Source organism: Stenotrophomonas sp. CFBP8994, assembly GCF_034044835.1.
Taxonomy (GTDB): domain Bacteria; phylum Pseudomonadota; class Gammaproteobacteria; order Xanthomonadales; family Xanthomonadaceae; genus Stenotrophomonas; species Stenotrophomonas rhizophila_A.
The window spans coordinates 614,683-637,362 of record NZ_JAXCWT010000002.1 but is presented as its reverse complement, the minus strand read 5'-3'; the positions used below and the strand labels follow the sequence as shown (position 1 = coordinate 637,362).

20 protein-coding genes are annotated in these 22,680 nt (G+C 67.3%); 5 read left to right on the top strand and 15 right to left on the bottom strand.

Annotated elements, in window-relative coordinates; translation table 11 throughout:
• Positions 1 to 17: 17 nt before the first annotated feature.
• Complete coding sequence (locus SOM39_RS07605; RefSeq protein ID WP_320457960.1) at positions 18 to 2,354, top strand: family 20 glycosylhydrolase; 2,337 nt, start codon at positions 18 to 20, stop codon at positions 2,352 to 2,354.
• 199 nt (positions 2,355 to 2,553) lie between these two features.
• On the opposite strand, the gene SOM39_RS07600 is transcribed toward SOM39_RS07605, so the two are convergent.
• Entirely contained in the window at positions 2,554 to 2,943 is a 390-nt protein-coding gene (locus SOM39_RS07600) for a VanZ family protein (protein ID WP_320457959.1), read from the bottom strand.
• Between the two features lies 1 nt (position 2,944).
• Positions 2,945 to 4,129 (bottom strand): class I SAM-dependent methyltransferase, encoded by a 1,185-nt coding sequence (locus SOM39_RS07595; RefSeq protein WP_068854809.1) that lies wholly within the window; start codon positions 4,127 to 4,129, stop codon positions 2,945 to 2,947.
• 55 nt (positions 4,130 to 4,184) lie between these two features.
• On the opposite strand from SOM39_RS07595, the gene SOM39_RS07590 reads away from it, so the two are divergent.
• Entirely contained in the window at positions 4,185 to 4,922 is a 738-nt protein-coding gene (locus tag SOM39_RS07590) for a pteridine reductase (RefSeq protein WP_320457958.1), read from the top strand.
• Between the two features lie 189 nt (positions 4,923 to 5,111).
• On the opposite strand, the gene folK is transcribed toward SOM39_RS07590, so the two are convergent.
• Positions 5,112 to 5,597, bottom strand: coding sequence for a 2-amino-4-hydroxy-6-hydroxymethyldihydropteridine diphosphokinase (folK, locus tag SOM39_RS07585; protein WP_320457957.1), 486 nt, complete (start codon positions 5,595 to 5,597; stop codon positions 5,112 to 5,114).
• An 84-nt stretch (positions 5,598 to 5,681) separates the two neighbouring features.
• Between folK and SOM39_RS07580 the strand changes: the two genes are divergently transcribed.
• Complete coding sequence (locus tag SOM39_RS07580; RefSeq protein ID WP_184125636.1) at positions 5,682 to 6,419, top strand: 20S proteasome subunit A/B; 738 nt, start codon at positions 5,682 to 5,684, stop codon at positions 6,417 to 6,419.
• A 50-nt stretch (positions 6,420 to 6,469) separates the two neighbouring features.
• On the opposite strand, the gene SOM39_RS07575 is transcribed toward SOM39_RS07580, so the two are convergent.
• From SOM39_RS07575 to SOM39_RS07560, 4 genes are all read right to left on the bottom strand, one after another.
• On the bottom strand, positions 6,470 to 7,990 hold the full coding sequence (locus tag SOM39_RS07575) for an ATP-binding response regulator (RefSeq protein ID WP_068854032.1): 1,521 nt from the start codon (positions 7,988 to 7,990) through the stop codon (positions 6,470 to 6,472).
• Between the two features lie 3 nt (positions 7,991 to 7,993).
• Positions 7,994 to 8,434, bottom strand: coding sequence for a response regulator (locus tag SOM39_RS07570; RefSeq protein ID WP_184125640.1), 441 nt, complete (start codon positions 8,432 to 8,434; stop codon positions 7,994 to 7,996).
• On the bottom strand, positions 8,431 to 10,254 hold the full coding sequence (locus SOM39_RS07565) for a sensor histidine kinase (protein WP_320457956.1): 1,824 nt from the start codon (positions 10,252 to 10,254) through the stop codon (positions 8,431 to 8,433). The genes SOM39_RS07570 and SOM39_RS07565 overlap by 4 nt, the downstream gene beginning before the upstream one ends.
• 192 nt (positions 10,255 to 10,446) lie before the next feature.
• Positions 10,447 to 10,824: a BON domain-containing protein gene (locus tag SOM39_RS07560; RefSeq protein ID WP_184125644.1), complete on the bottom strand. Its 378-nt coding sequence runs from the start codon at positions 10,822 to 10,824 to the stop codon at positions 10,447 to 10,449.
• 171 nt (positions 10,825 to 10,995) lie between these two features.
• On the opposite strand from SOM39_RS07560, the gene SOM39_RS07555 reads away from it, so the two are divergent.
• The gene (locus tag SOM39_RS07555; protein WP_306987515.1) at positions 10,996 to 12,039 is read left to right on the top strand and encodes an oxidoreductase; all 1,044 of its coding nucleotides are present in this window, start codon (positions 10,996 to 10,998) and stop codon (positions 12,037 to 12,039) included.
• A gap of 2 nt (positions 12,040 to 12,041) precedes the next feature.
• Here the strand turns inward: SOM39_RS07555 and gnd are convergent, their stop codons facing one another.
• From gnd to SOM39_RS07520, 7 genes are all read right to left on the bottom strand, one after another.
• Positions 12,042 to 12,947: a phosphogluconate dehydrogenase (NAD(+)-dependent, decarboxylating) gene (gnd, locus tag SOM39_RS07550; protein WP_320457955.1), complete on the bottom strand. Its 906-nt coding sequence runs from the start codon at positions 12,945 to 12,947 to the stop codon at positions 12,042 to 12,044.
• Between the two features lie 3 nt (positions 12,948 to 12,950).
• Positions 12,951 to 14,237 carry a hypothetical protein gene (locus tag SOM39_RS07545; protein WP_414715860.1) on the bottom strand — a complete coding sequence of 429 codons (1,287 nt, stop codon included), beginning with the start codon at positions 14,235 to 14,237 and terminating at the stop codon, positions 12,951 to 12,953.
• Positions 14,238 to 14,250: 13 nt separating this feature from the next.
• On the bottom strand, positions 14,251 to 14,943 hold the full coding sequence (locus tag SOM39_RS07540) for a DUF2242 domain-containing protein (RefSeq protein ID WP_320457954.1): 693 nt from the start codon (positions 14,941 to 14,943) through the stop codon (positions 14,251 to 14,253).
• Positions 14,944 to 15,059: 116 nt separating this feature from the next.
• A complete protein-coding gene (locus SOM39_RS07535; RefSeq protein WP_184125654.1) occupies positions 15,060 to 17,237 on the bottom strand; it encodes a carboxy terminal-processing peptidase in 2,178 nt (725 codons plus the stop codon).
• Positions 17,238 to 17,808: 571 nt separating this feature from the next.
• Positions 17,809 to 18,819, bottom strand: a complete 1,011-nt coding sequence (lipA, locus tag SOM39_RS07530; RefSeq protein ID WP_068854039.1) for a lipoyl synthase — start codon at positions 18,817 to 18,819, stop codon at positions 17,809 to 17,811.
• Between the two features lie 18 nt (positions 18,820 to 18,837).
• Positions 18,838 to 19,545, bottom strand: a complete 708-nt coding sequence (gene lipB / locus SOM39_RS07525) for a lipoyl(octanoyl) transferase LipB (protein WP_320457953.1) — start codon at positions 19,543 to 19,545, stop codon at positions 18,838 to 18,840.
• On the bottom strand, positions 19,533 to 19,811 hold the full coding sequence (locus tag SOM39_RS07520; protein ID WP_068854041.1) for a DUF493 family protein: 279 nt from the start codon (positions 19,809 to 19,811) through the stop codon (positions 19,533 to 19,535). The genes lipB and SOM39_RS07520 overlap by 13 nt, the downstream gene beginning before the upstream one ends.
• Positions 19,812 to 20,003: 192 nt before the next feature.
• Here SOM39_RS07520 and SOM39_RS07515 point away from each other — a divergent pair, with 192 nt between their 5' ends.
• Entirely contained in the window at positions 20,004 to 21,065 is a 1,062-nt protein-coding gene (locus SOM39_RS07515; protein ID WP_093533521.1) for a lipid A deacylase LpxR family protein, read from the top strand.
• Positions 21,066 to 21,438: 373 nt separating this feature from the next.
• Here SOM39_RS07515 and SOM39_RS07510 read toward each other — a convergent pair whose 3' ends face one another.
• Positions 21,439 to 22,656, bottom strand: coding sequence for a D-alanyl-D-alanine carboxypeptidase family protein (locus SOM39_RS07510; protein ID WP_068854043.1), 1,218 nt, complete (start codon positions 22,654 to 22,656; stop codon positions 21,439 to 21,441).
• Positions 22,657 to 22,680 lie beyond the last annotated feature (24 nt).

Genomic DNA, 22,680 nt, shown 5'->3' with positions numbered 1-22,680 from the left:
ACCAAAGGAATGACCCGATGCACACCCGCACCCGTCGTACCTCGCTGTCGCTGCTGCCGCTGGCCCTGGCGCTCTCGCTGGCCCCGCTGGCACATGCCACCGATGCCCAGGCCCCCGATGGCCCGCGCGCCCTGCCCGGCTCGTTGCCACTGATTCCCGCCCCCGCCCAGCTGCAACGCCTCGAAGGCGCGGGCTACACCGTCACCTCCACGACCGCGCTGCGCGCGCAGGGCGCGGCCGCCCAGCGCGTGGCCAGCCTGTTCGCGACCCAGCTGCAGCACAGCGGTGGTCCGGCACTGGTCGTGGCCACCGCACGCGGCAATGACGGTATCCGCTTCGTGCTCGACGCCACCCTGAAGACCGGTGCGGAGGGTTACCAGCTGCGCAGCGATGCGCGCGGCGTGACCGTGCAGGCCGCCACCGAAGCGGGCCTGTTCTATGGCGCGGCCACCCTGTCGCAGCTGCTCACGGGCGGCAGCGATGGTGTCGTGCCGGCACTGAAGATCGACGATGCGCCGCGTTTCAGCTGGCGCGGGCTGATGCTCGATTCGGCGCGCCACTTCCAGAGCCTGGACGAGATCAAGCGCGTGCTCGACGCGATGGCCGAACAGAAGCTCAATACGTTCCATTGGCATCTCACCGATGACCAGGGCTGGCGCATGGAAATCAAGCGCTACCCGAAGCTCACCGGCGTGGGCAGCTGCCGCATTCCGGCCGGCGATGGCGGGCGCGACCCGGCCACCGGTGCGCCGCGCCCGTATTGCGGCTTCTATACCCAGGACCAGATCCGTGAAGTGATCGCCTACGCCGCCGCGCGGCATATCCAGGTGATCCCGGAGATCGACGTGCCCGGCCACGCCACCGCCGCCATCGCTGCGTACCCCGAGCTGGGCACGATCGATACGCCGTTGCAGCCACTCAGCGAATGGGGCGTGTTCCCGAACCTGTTCAACACCGAAGAAAGCACCTTCGAGTTCCTGGAGAACGTGCTGGAGGAAGTCATCCAGCTGTTCCCCGCCAAGTACGTCCATGTCGGCGGCGACGAGGCGGTCAAGGACCAGTGGGAAGCCTCCGCGCGCGTGCAGGAACGCATGCGCGAAGTGGGCGCCGGCACCGAAAACGAGATGCAGGCGCACCTGATCAAGCGCCTGGAGACGTTCCTGGAACAGCACGACCGCCGCCTGATCGGCTGGGATGAAATCCTCGAAGGCGGGCTGCCGCCGGAAGCCACGGTGATGTCCTGGCGCGGTACCGAAGGTGGCCTGAAGGCCGCCAGCGAAGGCCACGACGTGGTGATGTCGCCGGTCACCGACATGTACATGGATTACCTGCAGACCAACTCGGAGAACGAGCCGCCGGGTCGGCCGCTGACCACCCCGCTGGGCCGCGTGTATGGCTTCGAGCCGGTGCCCGACAGCCTGGCCCGCGACAAGCAGCAGCACATCCTGGGCCTGCAGGCCAACATGTTCACCGAGCACACCCGCAGTGTCGCGCGCCTGCACCACAACGTGTTCCCGCGCCTGGCCGCAGTCGCCGAAACCGGCTGGTCGCCGCGTGAGCGCCGCGACTTCGCCGACTTCCTGGCGCGCCTGCCGTCGCAGCTGCAGCGCTGGCAGGCGATGGGCATCGCGTATGCGCAGACCCCGTTCGAAGTGGAAGCGGATGTGAGCGACGACCGCAAGGCGGGCACCGCGACGTTGGCACTGCGCAACCCGCTCAACTACGAGATCCGCTACAGCGTGGACGGTAGCCCGGTGACCGCGGCGTCGCCGCGCTACACCGCGCCGCTGACCCAGCCGCTGCCGGTGGGGGTCCAGGCCGCCACGTTCTTCGACGGGCAGGCGCTGGCCAAGGCGGCCAGCCGCTTCGACGTCACCGCGCAGTCGCTGCTGAGCCGCACCGACGAACACCTGGCAATGTGCCCGGGCGAAGGCAAGCTGCTGCTGCGGCTGGAAGACGACGGCCCGGCCGACGGCGCGCGCGCCATCTTCAACGTCAACATCTTCAACCCGTGCTGGCTATGGCAAGGCGCGGATGTGGACGGCATTGCGAAGCTGCGGGTGCGTGCCGGGCAGATTCCGTATTACTTCCAGCTGGCGCATGACGAGCCGCAGCGGCGCTTCGTGCCGGCGCGCAGCGCGCACGGCGAGATGGACATCCTCAACGCGCAGTGCAATGGCAAGCCGTTGGCCAGCGTACCGCTGCCGGCCACCCCGGGTGCGGATGGGTTCATCACGCTGGAAGCAGCGCTGCCGCGTTCACTGAAGGGCCACCAGGACCTGTGCGTGCGCTTCACCGGCGACACCCGTCCCACGATGTGGGTGCTCGACACGCTGGAGCTGGTACCGCGTTGATGAAGTAGCGGTGCCGGCCCATGGCCGGCACCCGTGTTGCCTGAATGAGGTAGGGTCGGTTCCCAAACGACCGCCGATAACGTGTCCGAAACCGGTAACGCATTGCAATCAACGGCAACGGCTTCTGCTTCGTTGCAGGTCATGCGTTACCGGGCGTTGATACGTTCACTGCGGTCGTTCGGGAACCGACCCTGCCCGGCTAGCCCTTCATGCGTAAAAGCAGATCGCGCAGCGGCGTGAATACCGTTGCCATGCCGACCACCACGCCGATGCTGTTGGCCAGCGCATCCATCGGGTCGGCCATGCGATCGGTGGTCAGCGCGCCCTGCAGGAATTCAATGCCCACGCCCAGCAGCACCAGCCCGGCGCCGGCCCACAGCAGTGACGCGCGCGTGCGGTAGATCTGCACCGCCGCCGAGGCCAGCAGGAAGTACGCAAGGAAGTGCTCGACCTTGTCGCTGTTCTGCGGCAATGCCAGCGGCGGTGGCGGGATCAGGCAGACCACGATCGTGACCGCGATCGCCAACCACCACAGCCCCAGCCACACGCGCGGGAAGCGCAGCGGCTTCAACATTCCGGTCGCAGTCATTTCAGAGCCGCCAGGTCAGGTCGCCAAGCAGGAACGCCGGATCGAAGTCCACGTCGCGCTGGAAGCCCATCACCTGAAAGCGCTCGCCCATCTCGCTGGGCAGGGTGAGTTTCTTGACCTGGTCACGCAGGCGCAGCTTGCCGATCTCGTCGGCACGTTCCTCGGCCAATGCCAGCAACCCATCCAGGCCGTTGCCGAGCAGGAAACTGGACTGGGTGCAGTAGCCGGCCAACTCGAAGCCGGCATGGGTGCCGGCTTCGGCCAGCGCGGTGAAATCCACCGACGCGGTCAGGTCCTGCAGGCCCGGCCAGAGGAACACGTCGTTGTGCACATGGTGACGGTAGAAGGCGCGCACGGTGCCGTCATCGCGGTCATCGCGGTAGTACTCGTTGCGCGGGTAGCCGTAATCCACGAACAGCATCGCGCCGCGCTTCAGCCCGCCAGCGACCGCCTGGATCCAGTACGGCAGGTGCGGCAGCAGTTCGGAACGGTAGCCATCGGCGAAGGGCTTCTCACGGTAGCGTTCCAGATGGCGCACGGCCGAGGTGAGCATGGCATCGGCCGGTTGCGCGCCGCGCATGAAGCGCCCGTCGGCATCCAGTTCCACGGTTTCTTCGTAGACCATGCCGTCGCGCGCCAGGAAGCGCGGGGTCGGCAGCGCATCGATGACTTCGTTGGCGAACACCATGCCGTCCCAGTCGTCGTCGAACGGGCCGTCCAGCCATTCCACCAGGGCGAACAGCGGCGGCACCAGCGCCTTCTCCAGGCGCTCGCGCTGGCGCTCGCGCAGGTCCGCGCTGGGTTCCAGGATCGCATAGCGCTCCGGCAGCGCATCCAGTTCCAGCATGCGCTTGAGCAGGATCTCGGCGAACGCACCGCTGCCGCCGCCCAGTTCCAGGAAGCGCGCCTGCGGCCCCAGCTGCTGCATGACCGGGGCCACTGCGTTGGCCACGGTGGCGGTGAACAGCGGGCCCAGTTCCGGAGAAGTGGTGAAATCCCCCGCCGCACCGAACTTGCTGGCACCGGCGCTGTAATAACCCCAGCCAGGTGCATACAGGCTCAGTTCCATGAACCGGGCAAATGGCATGGCACCGCCATTGGCGAGGATTTCCGCGCGCAGGGCAGCGGCCAGTTCGTCGCTGTGGGCCAGGGCGTCGGCGTCGGGCGTGGGCAGGGAGGTATGCATGGTGCGGGCGATTGCGGTGACAATGCACAGCATAGCCGAGCAGGAAGGAGCCCCGATGACCGCCACCACACCCGCCGTGCTGATCACCGGCAGCGCGCGCCGGATCGGCGCCGCCATCGCCCGCCAGTTCCATTCCTGTGGCTGGTCGGTGGTGCTGCACGCACACACCTCCACCACCGAGCTGCAGCAGATGGCCTTCGACCTGGACATGCTGCGCCCGGGCAGTGTGCTGGCCCTGCAGGCCGACCTGCGCGACGCCGATGCCCTGCCCGACCTGGTCGAACAGACCGTGGCCCAGTTCGGGCGGCTGGATGCGCTGGTCAACAACGCTTCCAATTTCTACCCCACCCTGCTCGGCCAGATCACCGCCGACCAGTGGGACGACCTGTTCGCGGTGAACGCCCGCGCGCCGCTGCTGCTGGCCCAGGCCGCCGCGCCGCAGCTGCGCCGCCACCAGGGCTGCATCGTCAACCTTACCGACCTGCACGGCACCCAGCCAATGCGTGACCACCCGGTCTACGCCGCCGCCAAGGCCGCGCTGGAAATGATCACCCGTTCGCTGGCGCTGGAACTGGCGCCGAAAGTCCGGGTCAACGCCGTGGCGCCGGGCGCGATCCTGTGGCCCGAACAGGGCAAGGACGATTTCGCCCAGCAGGCGCTGCTGGCACGCACCCCGCTGGGCCGCACCGGGACGGTGGAGGAGATCGCCGAGGCCGTCTACTGGCTGGTCAACGACGCCCCGTTCGTAACCGGGCACACGTTGCGGGTGGACGGCGGCCGGATGTTGACGTAATGCGGGCCGTTGGTCGATTGATCCCGATCCCAATGGGCCCCTAACGGTTCGTAGCCCCGGCCGTTGGCCGGAAACCGCGCGCAGCGCGGCCCAAGCGCCCGGAGCCGGTCACTCGATGGTTATGGCAAACACCCCGGCGTGTACACGTTCCGAAGCCCCGCCTTTGGCGACACCCGCCATTTGACGCTGTCACCCCAGTTCAACGATCTCGAACGCGTCGTCATGTTGCCGATGCCCCCGCCACAACGTGGCCAGGTCCAGGCCGCTGACCGGGTCGATGAAGTCCGGCGCGATATCGGCCAGCGGCTTGAGCACGAACGCGTGCTTCAGCTCCGGCCGCGGAATCCGGAGGTGCCCCGGGCCTTCCACGATCAGGTTCCCGTAGAACACCACGTCGATGTCCAGCGTACGGTCGCTGAAACGCGGCCCGCTGCGGTCACGCCCATGGGCGTCTTCCACGGCATGCAGCCATCGGTCGAGGTCCGCCAGTGGCTCATCGGTCTCGATTGCCACCGCGTTGTTGAGGAAGGCCGGGCCATCGAAGCCCACGGCGGCGGTGCGGTAGGCCGGGGACACCCGGATATCGCCGAAACGCCCGCGCAGCGCGGCCACCGCAGCGTGAAGATGCTGCTGCGGTTGCAGGTTGCTGCCCAGGCTCAGGAGCACAGTGGTCATGGTATTCAGCGTACGTGGGGCGAATCCACACGGGGCCAACAGGGGCTCCGCATAGAATCGGGGTGCACATCATAGGACACCGACATGACCTATTGCGTCGGCATTGCGGTGGACGAGGGCCTTGTCTTCGCCGCCGATACCCGTACCAACGCGTCGCTGGACGACGTACGCGTGCACCGCAAGCTGCACGAATTCGAGTTTCCGGGCGAAGCGGTCTTCGTCATCATGGCCGCCGGCAACCTGGCCACCACCCAGCTGCTGATCTCGCGGCTGCACCGCGACGTGGAGGAACAGCGGCCGGAAAACCTGCGCGCCTACCGGCACCTGTTCGAGGTGGCCGAGTACGTGGGCCGGGTGCTGGTGGACAGCCAGGTCAAATGCAGCAATCCCGAACACGGCCATGACGGGGTCAACACCCAGGCGACCCTGATCCTGGGCGGCCAGGTCGGCGGCGAACACCCCGGGATGTACATGATCTACCCGCTGGGCAACGCGATTGCCGCCTCGCCGGAAACGCCGTTCCTGCAGATCGGCGAATCCAAGTACGGCAAGCCGATCCTGGACCGCATCATCCGCCCGCAGACCCGGCTGGACGATGCCGCGCGCACGGCAATCGTGTCGCTGGATTCGACCATCCGTTCCAACCTTTCCGTGGGCCTGCCGGTCGACCTGGTACTGCTGCGCGCTGGCGACCTGCGCATCAGCCACCGCATGCGCCTGGCCGGCGACAGCCCGCTGTACGCGGAGATCCATGGCAACTGGTCGCGGCGGCTGGAACACGCCGTGGCCAGCCTGCCCAGTTTCCCGTGGGAAGATGCGTAGATACCGACCGTTGGTCGGTATTCCCCAGCGTCACGACCAACGGTCGTGACCTACCGTGTGGGCGCCAGCGCCTCGGCCACCGAGCGGAACACCTGCTGCATTTCCAGCGGTTTGCGCAGCACGTGCACCTCCACGCCCTCGGGGAACGCGTCCAGCGGCACCGGAACCTCGGCGTCTTCCAGCACCAGCGCCGGGCCGCGGTAGCCCAAGGTGGCCATCTCATCGAGCAGGTGGCTGGCTGAAAGCAGCTTTGCCCCGGCATCGGCGATCACCAGCGCCGGCATCGCCTCCTGCTGCATCCAGCGCAGCGCAGCGCCGCCATCGGAGGCCAGCTGCAGGTGATACCCCTGGCTGGACAAGGCATTGCCCAGCAGCGACAGCCGGGTGGCTTCGCCATCGACCACCAGGATCGACTGCCCCGCACCCGCCGCTACCGGCTGTGCCTGTGGGGCCGCATCGACAGGCGCCTGGCGCATCGGCAGCCGCAGTTCGAACCGGCTGCCCACGCCCGGCGTGCTTTCCACCCGGATGCTGCCCTGGGCGCCTTCGATGATGCGCTTGCAGGAGATCAGGCCCAGCCCCGTGCCGTTGACCTTGGTGGTGAAGAACGGGTTGAACAGGTGCGCCAGCACCTCGGCGCTCATGCCCACGCCCTCGTCGGTCACCGAGATGTGCAGCCAGTCCTGGCCATGCGCATCCGGGGCGGCCGCCGCGCGCAGGGACAAGCGCCCGCCATTGGGCATGGCCTGGATCGCGTTGAGCGCCAGGTTCAACAGCACCTGCTGCAGCTCGGTGTAGTTGGCATCCACCGCCAGGGCCGGGTCGTCCACGTCCAGATGCAGGCTCACCTGCGCCGGCAAGGTACTGCGCAGCAGCAGTTCCATCGCCTCGAACAGGTGGGCGATCTGGATCCGCTCGCTCGGGGTGCGCGAGCCGCGCACGAACGACAGCATGGATTCGGCCATTTCATGCCCGCGCCGCCCACATTCGGCGATCACGTCGGCCAGGTGGTGCAGCTGCGGATCATCGGTGCGGGCCTTGAGCAGCTCGGGCATGATCAGCAGCGGCTGCAGGATGTTGCGCAGGTCGTGGCTGAGCCCGGCGGCCAGCAGCGACAGGCTTTCCAGTCGCTGCGCGCGCATCAGCTCGGCTTCCACCCGCTGGCGGTCGATGGTGCCGCGCGCCTCGCGCACGGCACGCGCCACCGCCGACGGCAGCCGCGCCGGCTGGTGCTTGATGATGTAGTCGTTGGCGCCCTGGTGCAGCGCGGCCACGGCATTCTCTTCGCCGATCGTGCCCGACACGAAGATGAAGGGCACGTCCGGGTGCCAGCCGCGCACGATCTCCAGCGCCTGGTTGCCCGAAAAACCGGGCATGGCCAGGTCGGACAGCACGATGTCCGGCGCGAACCGCAGCAACGCATCGCGCAGTTCGGCAGCGGTCTCGACCCGCTCGAAGCTGGCCTCCAGCCCGGCGTCGAGCATCTGCCCGCACATCAGCTCGGCATCTTCGGGCGAATCCTCCACCAGCAGGATGCGCAGGTGTCCCAGCGAGGGGCCGGTGAGCGGCATGGGTTATTCGACCTCCGGGGCCTGGTTGATGAGCGCCCAGAACTTGCCGAGCGTCTGCACCGCACCGAAAAACTGGTCCACGTCCACCGGCTTGACCACATAGGCATTGACGCCCAGGTCCCAGCTGCGGGCCAGGTCGCTCTCTTCGCGCGAGGACGACAGGATCACCACCGGCAGGCGCTTGAGCTCCTCGGCATTGCGGATCTGGCGCAACACTTCCAGCCCGTCCATGCGCGGCATCTTGATATCCAGCAGCAGCACCGCCGGCAGGCCTTCCTCGCGGTGTGCGAAAGCGCCGCGGCGCAGCAGGTAGTCCATCGCTTCCACGCCGTCTTCGACGTGCACGATCGGGTTGGCCAGGCGCGCTTCCTTCAGCGCATCAATGGCCATTTCGGCGTCGGCGGGGCTGTCCTCGGCCAGCAGGATGGTACGCAGAGCGGTCATGGGACGGGACCTTTGTGGTTGAGTGCGTCGAGAGAGGAAGGCAGCAGGAAGTGGAACGTGGCGCCCTGGTCCAGCGCCGCTTCGGCCCAGATGCGGCCGCCGTGGCGGGCCAGCACCCGGCGAACGCTGGCCAGGCCGATGCCGGTGCCGGGGTACTCGCTGGCCTTGTGCAGGCGCTGGAACACGCCGAACAGTTTGTCGGCGTAGGCCATGTCGAAGCCGGCACCGTTGTCGCGCACACTGAACAGGTGGCTGCCATCAGGCTGGCGCGCGTACTCCACCGCAATCCGCGCAGGATGGGCGTTGGCCGAGTACTTCACCGCATTGCCCAGCAGGTTCAGCCAGAGCTGCCGCATCATGTTGTCGTCGCAGACGAGGATCGGCAGCGGTGCGATCTTCCATTCGATGCGCCGCGCCGCGCCGCCGTGTTCGGCTTCGCTTTTCACGTTGGCATCCAGCAGCGCGCGGGTGTCGGCGACCAGCGACTGCATGTCCACCGCCTGCAGGCGCATCGCCGCCCGGCCGAGCCGCGAATACACCAGCAGATCGTCGATCAGTGTCGCCATGCGCCGCGCCGAGCCCGAGATGACGTCCAGGTAATGGCGCGACTTCTCGTCCGCGTCCTCGCCCAGGTGCCGGGCCAGCTTGTCCGAGAAGCCGGCCACGTGGCGCAGCGGCGCGCGCAGGTCGTGCGACACCGAGTAGCTGAAGGCCTCCAGTTCACGGTTGACCTCCGACACCTGCTCGACCTTGCCCTCCAGCTGGCGGTTCAGTTCTTCCACGCGCTGCTGAACGGCACGCTGCACGGTGACGTCGCTGATCGTCATCAGCACCACTTCGTCGTCGCGGTCCGGCAACGGCATGCGGCGGGCGTTGATCAGCAGGGTGCGCACCTGGTCGTCGTCGGTGCGCTGCTGGTGTTCGAAGTCCCACAGTTCACGGCCACGCAGCAGCACGTCCATCAGCCGCTGGCGTACCGCCGGATCACTCCACGCTCCATCACCCAGCGTTTCCAGGGCGCGGCCGTCGGTGGTGGCGTCATCGTGCAGCCCATACAACTCGGAGAACGCCGGGTTGTGCAGCTGCACCTTCAGTTCGCGGTCAAGCAGCACGATCGGCTCCCGTACGGTATGCAGCACCGATGCCGCACGTGCCGACGCGCGCCGCGTGGCACGCTCGGCGGTGGCCCGGTGCAGCATCTGCCGATGCAACAGCCACAGCACCAGCCCGAGCAGCAGCAGCTGCACGACCAGCGCGGTCCACGACACCAGCTCGCCCTGCCGCTGCTGCTGGGCGAACACGGCTGAACGCTGGGCCAGCAGTTCCTCCTCGCGGTCCTGCAGTTCCTCGATCAGGCCGCGGATCGGATACCGGGTGGTCAGGTCCTGCACCAGCTGGCGCTGTTCGTCGTCGGGGCTGGAGCGCGCCAGCTCGCCGGCCAGTTCCATGCGCCGGTCCAGCAGTGACTGGATGCGCCCGATGCGCACCAGCTGTTCGGGATTGTCGCGGGTCAGCTCGGTCAGCCGCGCCAGCCGCGCCGGAATGTGGCGGGCCTGCCCAAGCCGCTCGCGCAACCCGGGGGCATCGATGCCCTTGGACAGGGTCAGCGCCGCCGATTCCACGTCGCGGACGTCGGCCTGCAGCTGGTACACGGCAACCCCGACGTCCTGGGTATGGGTGACCCAGCGCATCGCGTCGAGATTGTCTGCGGAAAGTCTGCGCAGGGTCAGCCATGGGACCACGATGATGGCCACAGCCGCCAGGCCGAGGGCCGGCAACCGCCAGCGGTCCCAGCGTTCATCACTGAAAACCAGTGCCATAGACCCTCGTTGGCTTGCATGCTCCCCTCCCCGCCTGCGCCACTCCGGTGCCGGAACGACGCCCGCAGGGGCGAAGTCCTGAATATACTCCACACCAACGTGAATACGGGACGGGACCGGACAGCGGCGCCGTCCACGAAAAAGGGCGCGCCTGACGGCGCGCCCCGGTGTCTGTGCAGGTGCTGTCGCGGATCAGCGCTTGGCAGCGGCCGCGGAGACCTTCAGTGCACTGGCGTCCACACTCTTTACGCCCTTGATCATCTTGGCCTTGGCAATGGCATTGTCATGCTCGGCCTTGGTCGCCACGGTGCCCGACAGCGATACCACGCCGTTCACGGTTTCGACCTTTACTTCCGTGCCGGGAACCTTGCTGCTCGCCAGCAGGTCACTCTTGACCTTGGTGGTGATCCAGGTGTCGGTGACCGGCTCGTCAGAATCATGCATGTCTGCGTGGGTCATCGCCGCCTTGTCGGTGGTCTTCGGCGGATCCTTGGCCATTGCCGCCGAGGTGCCCAGCAGCATGCCGAAAGCGAGCGAAGCAGCAAGCAGATTACGGGTAGTGTTGGTCATGTGCGGTGTCTCCCTGGTTAGTGGGCCCAGTGTCGGCTGCGATGCGTGGACAGCACGTCGCTGCAAGATCACGTTGCCGTGAACCGGTCAGGTTCAATCCCAACAGTTCAGGTTTCCCGCACTGCATCATTTGCAACTATTCTTATCCAAGGCAACACGGCAGGTACGCACATGGCGACGATCGCACAAGTGGGATTGATCGGATACGGGCTGGCTGGAAGCGTTTTCCATGCGCCGCTGATCCAGCACACGCCGGGCCTGGCGCTGCACAGCATCGTCAGTTCGCAGCGCGAGCGGCTGCTGCGCAGCTTCACCGATGTGCACATCCACGCGGATGTGGCGCCTCTTCTGGCCGACCCGGCGGTGGACGCGGTGGTGATCGCGACGCCCAATGAACAGCACGCACCCCTCGCGCTGGCGGCATTGCGTGCAGGCAAGCACGTGCTGGTCGACAAACCGTTTGCGTTGAGCGCGGCCGAAGCGGTGGCGGTGGTGGATGCCGCGCGCGACGCGGAGCGCGTGGTGTGCGTGTTCCAGAACCGCCGCTGCGATGCCGACTTCCTCAGCCTGCGCAGTGTGCTGGCGTCCGGTACGCTGGGCCGCGTTGCCGAATGCCATTCGCACTTTGACCGCTTCCGCCCGCAGGTGCGCGATCGCTGGCGCGAGAGCGATGCACCCGGCAGCGGATTGTGGATGGATTTGGGCCCGCACCTGCTGGACCAGATGCTGCAGCTGTTCGGCTGGCCCGAAGCGATCAGTGCCGACATCACCGCGCAGCGCGACGGCGCGCGCAGTGATGATTATTTCCATGCGGTGCTGCATTACCCCGCGATGCGCGCGATCGTGCACGCCGGTTCACTGGTGGCCGCGTCGGCGCCACGGTTTGCCGTGCACGGCAGCACCGGCAGCTACCTCAAGGAAGGCCTGGATGTGCAGGAAGACCAGCTGCGCCAGGGCATCGCCCCCGGCGCGCCGGGCTGGGGCCTGGATCCGCAGCATGGGCTGCTGGTGCAGGTGGATGCCGAAGGAAAGGTACATCGGCAGACCGTGGACAATGCTGTCGGCGACTATCGCCGGTTCTACGCCGCGTTCCGCGATGCGATGCTCGGCGAGGGCGAAGCGCCAGTCAGTACTGAAGAAGCACTGCAACTGATGCGGCTGCTGGAAGCAGGCCGCGAAAGCGCCGGCAGCGGCCGGCGCGTGGATCTTCGGTAAGGTTATTCCTTGACCATCGCGTGGCCGCCGAACTGGTTGCGCAGTGCGGAGAGCATGCGGTCGCTGAAGGAATTCTTTTCGCGTGAGCGCAGCCGCTCCAGCAGCGACAGGGTGATCACCGGGGCGGAGACGTCCAGGTCGATCGCTTCAGCCACCGTCCAGCGGCCTTCGCCGGAATCGGGCACGAACGGCGCGATGCCGTCCAGCTGCGGGTTGCGGGCCAAGGCGTCGGCGCTCAGGTCCAGCAGCCAGGACCGCACCACGCTGCCGTGCTGCCAGGCCGCCGCGACCTGGCCCAGGTCGAGGTTGAATTCGGTCTTGCGCTGCATCAGCGCGAAGCCTTCGGCATAGGCCTGCATCATTCCGTACTCGATGCCGTTGTGGACCATCTTGCAGAAGTGCCCGGCCCCGCTCGGCCCCGCGTGGACCCAGCCGCGATCCTCGGCCGGGGCCAGGGTGCGGAAGATCGCACCGACGCGCTCGACGGCCGCCGCATCGCCACCGATCATCAGGCTGTAGCCTTCCTGCAGCCCCCACACCCCGCCGCTGGTGCCGCAGTCGAGGTAGGTCACGTCTTCTTCCAGCAGCTGCGTGGCGCGGCGCATCGAATCCTTGTAATACGAGTTGCCGCCGTCGATCACCACGTCACCTTCGGACAGGTGCGGCGACAGCGACGCCAGGGTCTGGTCGACCACCTCACCGGCCGGCACCATCAGCCAGACCACGCGCGGCACCGACAGCTTCGCCAGCGCCTCGGCCGCCGTTGCGCTTACGTCGAAGCCGCGCGCGACGGCACTGGCCCGGGCCGCTTCACCCGGGTCCACGCCGATCACGCGGTGGCCGCCGCGGTGCAGCCGCTCGGCCATGTTGGCGCCCATGCGCCCCAGTCCAATCATTGCAATTTCCATGTCTCACCTTTGCTCGGTTTGCGAATGTGTCGACGCTGCCGCGCACTGCTGGAGCTGCGACTGGATCCAGCGGCGGTACAGCGTGGTGTGCAGGTTGTGCAGGCCCAGCTCGAACGCGAACGGCGTGCGCGGATTGCGGTCGAGCAGGCGTGCGATGTGATAGCCCACCGGACGTATACCGCGTGGGTGCACATAAATCACGAACTCCCGATAGAACGGATCGTCCAGCAGCGCGTCCAGTTCAGCCAGCAGCGGCTGCTGGCCGGCCGGCAGTGCCGCGCGCAGGGCCGGGTCGCGTTCGAACAGCAGGCGCTCGAAGCGGCGCAGCCCGGGGCCGGGCATGCGGCTGGCCAGCTCCCAGATGCGGCGGTTGATGCGGTCGTAGTGGGCGAAGCCGCCGTGCTCGCGCAGCGCCTTGGCTGCGCCTGCGCCGACGTCGACGATCACGAAGTTCTCGGCCTGGTTGTTGATGTCGTCCAGGTACACCGGATCGAACACATGTTCGATGAAGCCCGGGGCGCCCACGAACGCCTGGCGGCCGCGCTGCGAGGTCCGCACGGCCTTGCCATCGGCGAAGAACTCGCCGGCGTGATGGCCGAGCAGAATGCTGTCGGTGTCGTGCAGGGTCAGGAAGGTGCCGATCGACAGTTCGCCCGGGGTGAACGCCGCATCGAACGCGGCATCGCCATACAGCTCGCGCTGGGTGGCCAGCTGCGCCACCTGCCGGCCCACCCCGCATTCACTGCGCACCCGGCCGTCATAGAACGCCTGCACGGCCGCGCTGTTGGATCCGTGCGGCTGGTAACCGCGGCCGAAGCTGCGAAAGCCCTCCCAGCCCTGCGCCCGGGCGCCGCCGGGGCCGAAGCCGATCCAGCCCAGCTGCAGCGCCGAGAACCGGTAACCGGGGTTGTCCTGCAGGCGCGTGGCGGCGCGGCGGGTGGCCTTGCCCAGCTCGAAGGCGTAGGCGCACACGGTCGCCGGATCGTCCAGCAGCGTCTGCAGGAAGCGCTCGCGCTGCGGGGCGGCCCAGGCACGGGGCAGCTGCACGCGCAGATCGCCGGCAGCCTGCGCCTGGGACAGGTCGGCCCGTTCGCAGACGGGGCCACCGTGCACGCGCGGCGCGGCGATGTCGGCGTCCTGGAGCTGCCAGCCGAGTCGTTCGATCAGCCGGTGCACGCAGGTGCCCGGATCCGTGCGACCTTCCGCCGCCGGAAGCAGGCCCATCACCGCGGTCAGCAGAACGCCCACTGCGCGCAGCCTGCGCGAGGGATGACGACCCCTGCCCGGCATGCTTCGCGCCCGCTCAGTGCGCGTGGTCTGGCGTATCGCTGGCAGGAACCGGGGGCGGCGCTGGCGTCGGCGCGGCAGGTGGTGCGGGGACCGATGCAGGAACCGGCGCCTGCGCAGGCTCGGGAACAGGCGTCACCGGCGGCGCCGGGGCCGGCGGAACCGGCGCGGGTACCGGCTCCGGGGTGCTGGCCTTGGCCGCCGGCAGGTACTGCTGCAGGCGGGTGAAGAAGCGGCGGTAGAAGTCGCCGTCCTGCACGGTGCTGCTGGCCACCTTCACCAGCGAATCGTCGTTGCTGCCGAACGGCAGCGACACCGAGCCCAGCGCGCCCACGCCCACACTGGCCGAGGTGGGGCTCTTTTTCAGCGCATAGCGGTCCTGCACGGCACTGATGAACACCAGTGCTTCGTCGCCCCGCGCCGCGCAGGAAATGCGCAGCACCAGCTGCTCATGCGAGTCCTCGGTCGGCTGGAAGTTCTTGTTCGCTTCCACCGCGTCGGCGTCGGCACGGGCGATCGCATAGCCCTGGCTGAGCAGGGTACGCCGCGCGGCTTCGCAGGCCTGCGCCGGCGTGCCGGGAACGGTACGCGAGTACGTGTCGCCCGAATCGAAGGATTCGCGCAGCAGCGTGCTGTCAGCGGCCTTGCCGCCGCAGGCGGACAGGCCAAGGGCCAGCAGACCGGCCGGGAGTGCATGGGACAGCCGCATGGGCGCTCCTGCAGGAGGATGATTGCGCAAGCATAGGCCCGGCGGCGTATGCGTGGGGTCTAAAAGCAAAGGGCCGGCGTTTCCGCCGGCCCCTCGTTTTCACTTGATTCACCCGATCAATCGGCCCAGCGGCCTGCGGCGGTCGACTGCGGCAGCACCTGCGCCGACAGCGGGCGGTCTTCGGCCAGCAGGTTCACCGCGTCGGCCAGGATCGCGGCGGACTCGCGCAGCAGCGGGTCCGGGCGCTTCTCGGCGGCCTTCTCGCGCGCAGCATCCTTGACGATGTCGCGCTCGTTGCCGGTCAGGCCATCATCGTTGCTGTCATCGGCCAGCGGGTCCAGGTCCAGGCCCAGTTCCTTGCGGGTGGCCTGGCGCTGCTTGCGCTGGGTTTCCTGGCGCTCACGCTCGGTGCGGCGCTCGGCCTCGTTGAGCGAGATGTACTTCTTGGCCGCTTCGGTGCGGAACTGCTCCACGTCCTCGTTCCACCACTGGAACTCCTTGTCGGAGGCGATGCGCGAGGCATGCAGGGTTTCCAGCTTCGGCAGCAGCGGACCGAAGTTGCCGTACTGGGTGTGCGGCACGGCGGCAATGCGGGTCCACGGCAGCGCGTTGTCGTAGGTGCTTTCGCCGTACTCGCTGGCATCCACGCTGGCCGGGAAGGCCAGGTCCGGCACCACGCCCTTGTGCTGGGTGCTGCTGCCGCTGACGCGGAAGAACTGCGCGATGGTCAGCTTGACCTGGCCGAAGCGCTGGGCTTCGCCACTGGGCCAACGGTCCAGGTCCACGATGTTCTGCACCGTGCCCTTGCCGAAGGTGGTTTCACCAATGACCAACCCACGGCCGTAATCCTGGATGGCACCGGCGAAGATTTCCGAGGCCGAGGCCGAACCGCGGTTGATCAGCACGGCCAGCGGGCCGTCCCATGCCACCGCTTCGCTGCGGTCGTTGTTGACCGTGACGCGGCCACCGGATTCGCGCACCTGCACCACCGGGCCCTGTTCGATGAACAGGCCGGTCAGCTCGATCGCCTCATCCAGCGAACCGCCACCGTTGTTGCGCAGGTCCAGCACCACGCCATCGAGCTTGTCGTTCTTGAAGCCGGCCAGCAGCTTGGCCACATCGCGCGTGGCCGAGGCGTAATCGGTCGCGTTGCGGCGGCGGCCTTCGAAGTCCTGATAGAAGGTCGGCAGCTTGATCACGCCCACCTTGCGCGCCGGCGCCCCATCCTTGGCCGGGATGGTCAGCGTTTCACCCTTGGCGGCCTGCTCGGCCAGGCGCACCTTCTGCCGGGTCAGCACCAGCATGTGCGGCTTGCCGTCCACGCCCTCTTCGGCCGGAATGAATTCCAGCCGCACCTGGGTGTCCTTCTTGCCGCGGATCTTGGCCACCACGTCGTCAATGCGCCAGCCGATCACATCCTCGACCGGACCGGACTTGCCCTGGCCCACGCCTACGATGCGGTCACCCGGCTTGAGCGTGCCGTTCACCGACGCCGGCCCACCGGCGATGATCTCGCGGATCACCACCATGTCGTCCTGGCGCTGCAGCTGCGCGCCGATGCCTTCCAGCGACAGCGACATGGCCTGGTTGAAGTTCTCGGCCGTGCGCGGGGTGAAGTAATCGGTGTGCGGATCAACGGCGCTGGTATAGGAGTTGAGGAAGAACTGGAACACGTCCTCGCCCTTCAGCTCATTGACCGACTTCTCCAGCTGCGCATAGCGCTTGTCCAGCGTCTTGCGGATGTCGGCCGGCTGCTTGCCGGCCAGCTTCAGGCGCAGCCAGTCATTCTTCACCGACTTGCGCCACAGGTCATCGAGTTCGGCGCTGCTGGCGGCCCACGGCACGTCCTTGCGGTCGTACTCGAAGCGCTCATCGCTGCTGAAATCGAAATCCTGCTTGAGCAGCTTGCGCGCGTAACCCACGCGCTCGCCCACCCGCTGTTTGTAGACCGCAAACACCTGGAACGCCGGCTCCAGCTCGCCGCCGCGGATGGCCGACGAAATATTCGACTCGAACGGCGCGAATCTGGTGATGTCCGCCTGGGTGAAGAACTGCTTGCTGCCGTCGAGCGATTCCAGGTAACGCTTGAACACGTCCTTGGAGGTCGCCGCATCCAGCGCGCGCGGCCGGTACGCATAGCGGCTGTCCGACAGCAGCCCGTACACCAGCTTGGAGGTCGTCACCTGGTCGGCCGTGGCCGCCGACGGCAGGGCCGGCGAATCGGCATAGGCAGCCAGCGCCAGCGGCGCGGTCAGCGCCAGGGCCATCAGGAATGCGGGGGCTTTGAATTTCATCGACTTGCTCATGGCACCTTGCCAACGGGGAGACTGCGTGCGGATCAGACCACACGACAGTGCCGAAAGTTGCGGGGTTTGTCATCCACCGCGTCAGAACGCGGATTTCCAGCCTAAACGCGGGGCTGTATCAAATTGTGAATGACGCGGAATTGCTGCTGGGAACGGGGTTTACGGGCGAAACCAAGCGGCGGCCTGGCCCTTTCGGCGGTCGGCAGGCATTCAGGCCGGAGCAGCTTCACGGTCTTCGCTCAGGTCCATCGCGAGCGTTGAGGGCCCCGCCGCGGCCGGCAGGCCCCTGTGCAAATGTCCCCCGGCGGTCGCCCTGCGGCGACGGCCTCCTCCTTTACTTTGCCAGGAGCCTGCCGGCCGCGACGGGGCTCGGCTTGCGGTTCGCACTGGAAAAGCAGGAGCCAGGGGCAACGCCGGTGGATCGAGTGCCGGGTCGCCATGCCCTTGGAGGCGAATTAAAGGAGGAGGTGTCGGCCGCAGGCCGACGCCGGGGGACATTCGCCGGAAAGGGCATGGGGGCCCGGCGCTTGATTCACTGGCAGCCGCGTCTGACGGGAGCTCAGGCGACGCCAGCGCCCTTTGCCTGGACGTCGGCGTGGTACGACGAGCGCACCATCGGGCCGGAGGCCACGTGGCTGAAGCCCAGCTCGTAACCGTAGACCTCCAGTTCCTTGTATTCCTCGGGCGTCCAGTAGCGCAGCACCGGGTGATGGTGTGCGGTCGGCTGCAGGTACTGGCCGATGGTGATCATGTCCACGTCGTGCGCGCGCAGGTCGCGCATGGTTGCCCGCACCTGGTCCATGTCCTCGCCCAGGCCCAGCATGATGCCGGACTTGGTCGCGATCGACGGGTGCTGCGCCTTGAAGTTCTTCAGCAGGGTCAGCGACCACTGGTAATCCGCACCCGGGCGTACGTTGCGGTACAGGTCCGGCACGGTTTCGATGTTGTGGTTGAACACGTCCGGCGGGTTGGTCGCCAGGATGTCCAGCGCCCGCTCCATGCGGCCCTTGCCGCGGAAGTCCGGGGTCAGCACTTCGATGCGGGTGTTCGGCGACTTGGCGCGGATCGCCCCGATGCAGTCGGCGAAGTGCTGGGCACCGCCGTCGCGCAGGTCATCGCGGTCCACGCTGGTCACCACCACGTACTTCAGGCCCATGTCGGCCACGGTCTGGGCCAGGCTGGCCGGTTCACCAGCGTCCGGCGGCTTCGGTCGGCCGTGGGCCACGTCGCAGAACGAGCAGCGCCGCGTGCAGACCTCGCCCAGGATCATGAACGTTGCCGTGCCGTGGCTGAAGCACTCATGGATGTTCGGGCAGCTGGCTTCCTCGCAGACGGTCACCAGGCGGTTCTCGCGCAGCTTGGCCTTCAGCGTCTGCACCGCGTTGCCCGACGGAATCCGGACCCGGATCCACGACGGCTTGCGCAGCACCGGTGCGTCGGCGAACTGCACCGGCGAGCGGCCGATCTTGTCACCGCCCAGCTGTTTGACCCCGGCCTGCAACGGCGCGGCGGACGGCGTGTCGCCCTGCACGACCTGCAGGGGAATGATGCGAGCGGTGGTTTCAGTCATGGCCTTGGTCGGCGGCGCTCAGGCCGCGTCAGTCAGATCGGGCAGGTCCGTGGCAGGCTGGAGGTCCAACCCGAACTGGCGGGCCAGATGGCCCAGCAGTACCGGCTTGACGGCCGCCATGCCGGACGGTCCCCCCAAGTCTACCATCGAGGTGACCTGCAGCCCTTGGTAGCCGCAGGGGTTGATGCGGTGGAACGGCTCCAGGTCCATCGCCACGTTGAAGGCCAGCCCGTGGAAGGTGCAGCCGCGGCGGACCCGGATGCCCAGCGCGGCCACCTTGGCCCCGCCCACGTAGACCCCCGGCGCGCCGTCCAGCCGTTCAGCCCCGATATTCCATTCGTCCAGCGTGTCGATGATCGCCTGCTCGATCCGGCACACGTAATCGCGCACCCCGATCCCCAGCCGGCGCAGCTGCAGCAGCGGGTAGACCACGATCTGGCCCGGCCCGTGGTAGGTCACCTGGCCGCCGCGGTCCACGTGCAGCACCGAGATATCGCCCGGGGCCAGCACGTGTTCGTCCTTGCCGGCCTGGCCCAGGGTGAACACCGGATCGTGCTCGACCACCCACAGCTCGTCCGGGGTGTCGTCGTTGCGCGCATCGGTGAAACGCTGCATTGCATGCCAGACCGGCGCATAGGGCTGGCGGCCCAGGTCGCGCACGATCGCCGGCTGCGCCGGGCGCTGGCCCGGTGCAGCGGTGGTTTCGCAGCTGGTTACAGCGTCCACTTCACTTCCGGGTGGTCGCGCAGCGCGGTGTGGGCAAGGTCCAGCTGCTCGCGGCTTTCGGCCATGAAGACCAGCTTCACGGACACGTATTTGCCGTTGGACGAGGTCTTCCAGGTGATGCGCTCTTTGAGCACCTGGATGCCGGCCAGATGCAGCAGCTGCGGAAGTTCGTGCTCCAGACCGATGTTCGCGGCGCCCATGGCGCTGAGCTCGAATTGACCGGGGAACTGGAAGCCGTGTTCGGGATTGTCAGACTTGATTTCCATGACCGCGATTATGGGGACGGAAGCGTCTGAACCCAAGACCTGCATGATCGTGCGCACAGCTGCGCCGAACGATACGTGAAGATCGGCCTTCACGAACAAGACGCACCAGTGCGTGCGCGGTGCTGGTCACGGCATCACGCCGTGAATACCCTGCTCCCGCTTAAAAATGAATAAACCATCCGCGGGAATCTTATGCTTCTGAAGCGATTCGCGTTACCGGCCGCACTTGCCGGTGTTCTTGCAGCAGCCGCGCCTGCGGTACAGGCAGCCGAACAATGCGGGCCCGACGCCATGCGCGAGCACCCGCCGCAGGTCAACTTCCGCGTCGACAACGATCTGTTCGGCGGCGCCGACCAGGACCAGGGCTACACCAACGGGGCGCAGATCACCTTCGTCTCGCCCAACCTGGTCGATTACACCGACGATCCGTGCCTGCCGAAGCTTGCCCGCTGGGTCAACCGCCACCTCGAACGGCTGGCCCCCGGCGAGTTCGAGCAGCAGAACATGATCTTCAGCTTCGCCCAGCAGATCTACACCCCCAAGGACTTCACCCGCCGCGACGTGATCGAGGACGATCGGCCGTATGCCGGCGTGCTGATCGGCAGCTTCGGCTACAACGCCCGTCGCGGCGACCGCCTGCAGACCACCCAGCTCGCGCTCGGCGTAGTCGGGCCGTGGGCGCTGGGCAAGGAAGTGCAGGACGCCGTGCATGACGCGCTGGGCGATGAGAAATTCCAGGGCTGGGACAACCAGCTGCACAACGAGCCGGTGTTCATGCTCACCCACGAGCGCATGCACCGCTGGGGCGATGCCGAGGACAACCTGGCCGGCTGGGGCTGGGATGCGATCAGCCACTACGGCGGTGCGGTCGGCAACCTCGCCACCCACCTCAATGCCGGCGGCGAAGTCCGCTTCGGCTGGAAGCTTCCGGACGATTTCGGCAGCACCCCGCTGCGCCCGGCCGGCGAAAACACTGCGCCGACCCGCGGCGGCAAGCCGACCGGCTGGTCGTTCCACCTGTTCGCCACCACCGACGCGGCCTGGGTGATCCGCGACATCACCTTGGACGGCAACACCTTCCGCAACAGCCACAGCGTGGACAAGCGCAACTGGGTGGCCCAGGGCGGCTACGGCCTGGCGGTGATGTACAACCGCTGGAAGTTCGCCCTCGCCCGCTACCACAGCACCCGCGAGTTCGACCTGCAGGACCAGTCGCCGATCTACGGGTCCTTCACGATCAGCCGGTCGCTCTGAGCGACCGGAATCCCCACGGGCCCGTGACGGTGACGGGCTCGTGGTTGATTGATCCGGATCCCGATCGGAACGTATGAATTCGTAGCCCCGGCCGTTGGCCGGCTGCTCTTCGTTCCACGGTCATGACCGCCCGACGCGCGGCTTCGGAACGTGTAAACGCCGGGACGTTGACCGCGATCGTTGCGCAACCGCCTCCGGATACCTGGGCCGCGCTGCGCGCGGTTTCCGGCCAACGGCCGGGGCTACGAATTTTTACGTAACGTCCCCGGATCGGGATCAATCAACCAAGAGCAAGGAACCGTTACGGACCCATTGCGCGAAAAAAAAGACCGGCGCGAGCCGGTCTTTTTTTCATTGAATACGGGCGGAACCGTTATTCCGATTCCCACCACATCCAGAAGCTGTCCCACAGGCGCTTGAAGAAGCCGGCTTCTTCCACCGCGGCCACCGCCACCAGCGGAGCCTGCGCCACCACCTTGCCGTCCAGGGTCACCTTCAGCGTGCCCACTGCCTGGCCCGCAGTGAACGGGGCTTCCAGGGTCTTGGGCACGTCGATGCTCGGCTTGAGGTCGTTGTAGCGGCCGCGCGGCACGCTCACCAGCAGCGGCTGGGCCACGCCCAGCTGCAGCGTATCGGCCTTGCCCTTCCACACCTTGTGTTCGGCCACGGCCTTGCCCGGCTCGTACATGCGGTGCGTTTCGAAGAAGCGGAAGCCCCAGTTGAGCAGCGCCAGGCTGTCGTCGGCGCGCTGCTTCTCCGAAGCACCGCCCAGCACCACGGCGATCAGGCGCTGGTCGCCACGCTGGGCCGAGCTCATCAGGCAGTAGCCCGCTTCGGAGGTGTGTCCGGTCTTGATGCCGTCCACGCTCTGGTCGCGCCACAGCAGCAGGTTGCGGTTGGGCTGGGTGATGTTGCCCACGGTGAATTCCTTCACCTTGTTGTAGGCATAGGTTTCCGGGTAGTCACGCACGAACGCACGGCCCAGCAGCGCCAGGTCGTAGGCGGTGGTGCGATGCCCTTCGGCGCTCAGGCCGTGGGCGTTGACGAAGTGCGAGTCCTTCATGCCGATCCTGGCGGCGTAGCTGTTCATCAGCGAGGCGAAGGCTTCTTCGCTGCCGGCCACATGTTCGGCCAGCGCGATGGCGGCGTCATTGCCCGACTGGATCGCCATGCCCTTTTCCATGTCTTCCAGACGCGCGGTCTGGTTGACCGGGAAGCCGCTGTAGCTGCCGTCGGTGCCGGCGCCACCTTCGCGCCAGGCGCGCTCGCTCATCATCACCTGGTCGTCGGTACGGACCTTGCCGTTCTTCACTTCGGCGGCAACCACGTACGAGGTCATCACCTTGGTGATGCTGGCCGGGGCCAGCTGTTCATGGATGTTCTCGCCGGCCAGCACCTGGCCGGTGGCGTAATCCATCAGCACCCAGGCCTTGGCCACGCTGGGCTTGGGCGCCGGCGGGGTGGCCACGGTAACGGGGGCAGCGGCGGCAGGAGCGGGTGCCGGGGCCGGGGTCGGCAAGGGGGTCTGGGCGGAGACCATGCCCACGAACAGGGTCGTGGCCATGGCAGCAGCGGCAAAGCGGAATTTCATCGGACAGCAAGCTCCAGGAGGGCG

Bases quoted from the DNA above. Each gene is read 5' to 3' on its own strand.
- SOM39_RS07605 (WP_320457960.1), top strand. From the start codon at position 18: ATGCACACCCGCACCCGTCGTACCTCGCTGTCGCTGCTGCCGCTGGCC.
- SOM39_RS07600 (WP_320457959.1), bottom strand. From the start codon at position 2,943: ATGACTGCGACCGGAATGTTGAAGCCGCTGCGCTTCCCGCGCGTGTGG.
- SOM39_RS07595 (WP_068854809.1), bottom strand. From the start codon at position 4,129: ATGCATACCTCCCTGCCCACGCCCGACGCCGACGCCCTGGCCCACAGC.
- SOM39_RS07590 (WP_320457958.1), top strand. From the start codon at position 4,185: ATGACCGCCACCACACCCGCCGTGCTGATCACCGGCAGCGCGCGCCGG.
- folK (WP_320457957.1), bottom strand. From the start codon at position 5,597: ATGACCACTGTGCTCCTGAGCCTGGGCAGCAACCTGCAACCGCAGCAG.
- SOM39_RS07580 (WP_184125636.1), top strand. From the start codon at position 5,682: ATGACCTATTGCGTCGGCATTGCGGTGGACGAGGGCCTTGTCTTCGCC.
- SOM39_RS07575 (WP_068854032.1), bottom strand. From the start codon at position 7,990: ATGCCGCTCACCGGCCCCTCGCTGGGACACCTGCGCATCCTGCTGGTG.
- SOM39_RS07570 (WP_184125640.1), bottom strand. From the start codon at position 8,434: ATGACCGCTCTGCGTACCATCCTGCTGGCCGAGGACAGCCCCGCCGAC.
- SOM39_RS07565 (WP_320457956.1), bottom strand. From the start codon at position 10,254: ATGGCACTGGTTTTCAGTGATGAACGCTGGGACCGCTGGCGGTTGCCG.
- SOM39_RS07560 (WP_184125644.1), bottom strand. From the start codon at position 10,824: ATGACCAACACTACCCGTAATCTGCTTGCTGCTTCGCTCGCTTTCGGC.
- SOM39_RS07555 (WP_306987515.1), top strand. From the start codon at position 10,996: ATGGCGACGATCGCACAAGTGGGATTGATCGGATACGGGCTGGCTGGA.
- gnd (WP_320457955.1), bottom strand. From the start codon at position 12,947: ATGGAAATTGCAATGATTGGACTGGGGCGCATGGGCGCCAACATGGCC.
- SOM39_RS07545 (WP_414715860.1), bottom strand. From the start codon at position 14,237: ATGCCGGGCAGGGGTCGTCATCCCTCGCGCAGGCTGCGCGCAGTGGGC.
- SOM39_RS07540 (WP_320457954.1), bottom strand. From the start codon at position 14,943: ATGCGGCTGTCCCATGCACTCCCGGCCGGTCTGCTGGCCCTTGGCCTG.
- SOM39_RS07535 (WP_184125654.1), bottom strand. From the start codon at position 17,237: ATGAAATTCAAAGCCCCCGCATTCCTGATGGCCCTGGCGCTGACCGCG.
- lipA (WP_068854039.1), bottom strand. From the start codon at position 18,819: ATGACTGAAACCACCGCTCGCATCATTCCCCTGCAGGTCGTGCAGGGC.
- SOM39_RS07520 (WP_068854041.1), bottom strand. From the start codon at position 19,811: ATGGAAATCAAGTCTGACAATCCCGAACACGGCTTCCAGTTCCCCGGT.
- SOM39_RS07515 (WP_093533521.1), top strand. From the start codon at position 20,004: ATGCTTCTGAAGCGATTCGCGTTACCGGCCGCACTTGCCGGTGTTCTT.
- SOM39_RS07510 (WP_068854043.1), bottom strand. From the start codon at position 22,656: ATGAAATTCCGCTTTGCCGCTGCTGCCATGGCCACGACCCTGTTCGTG.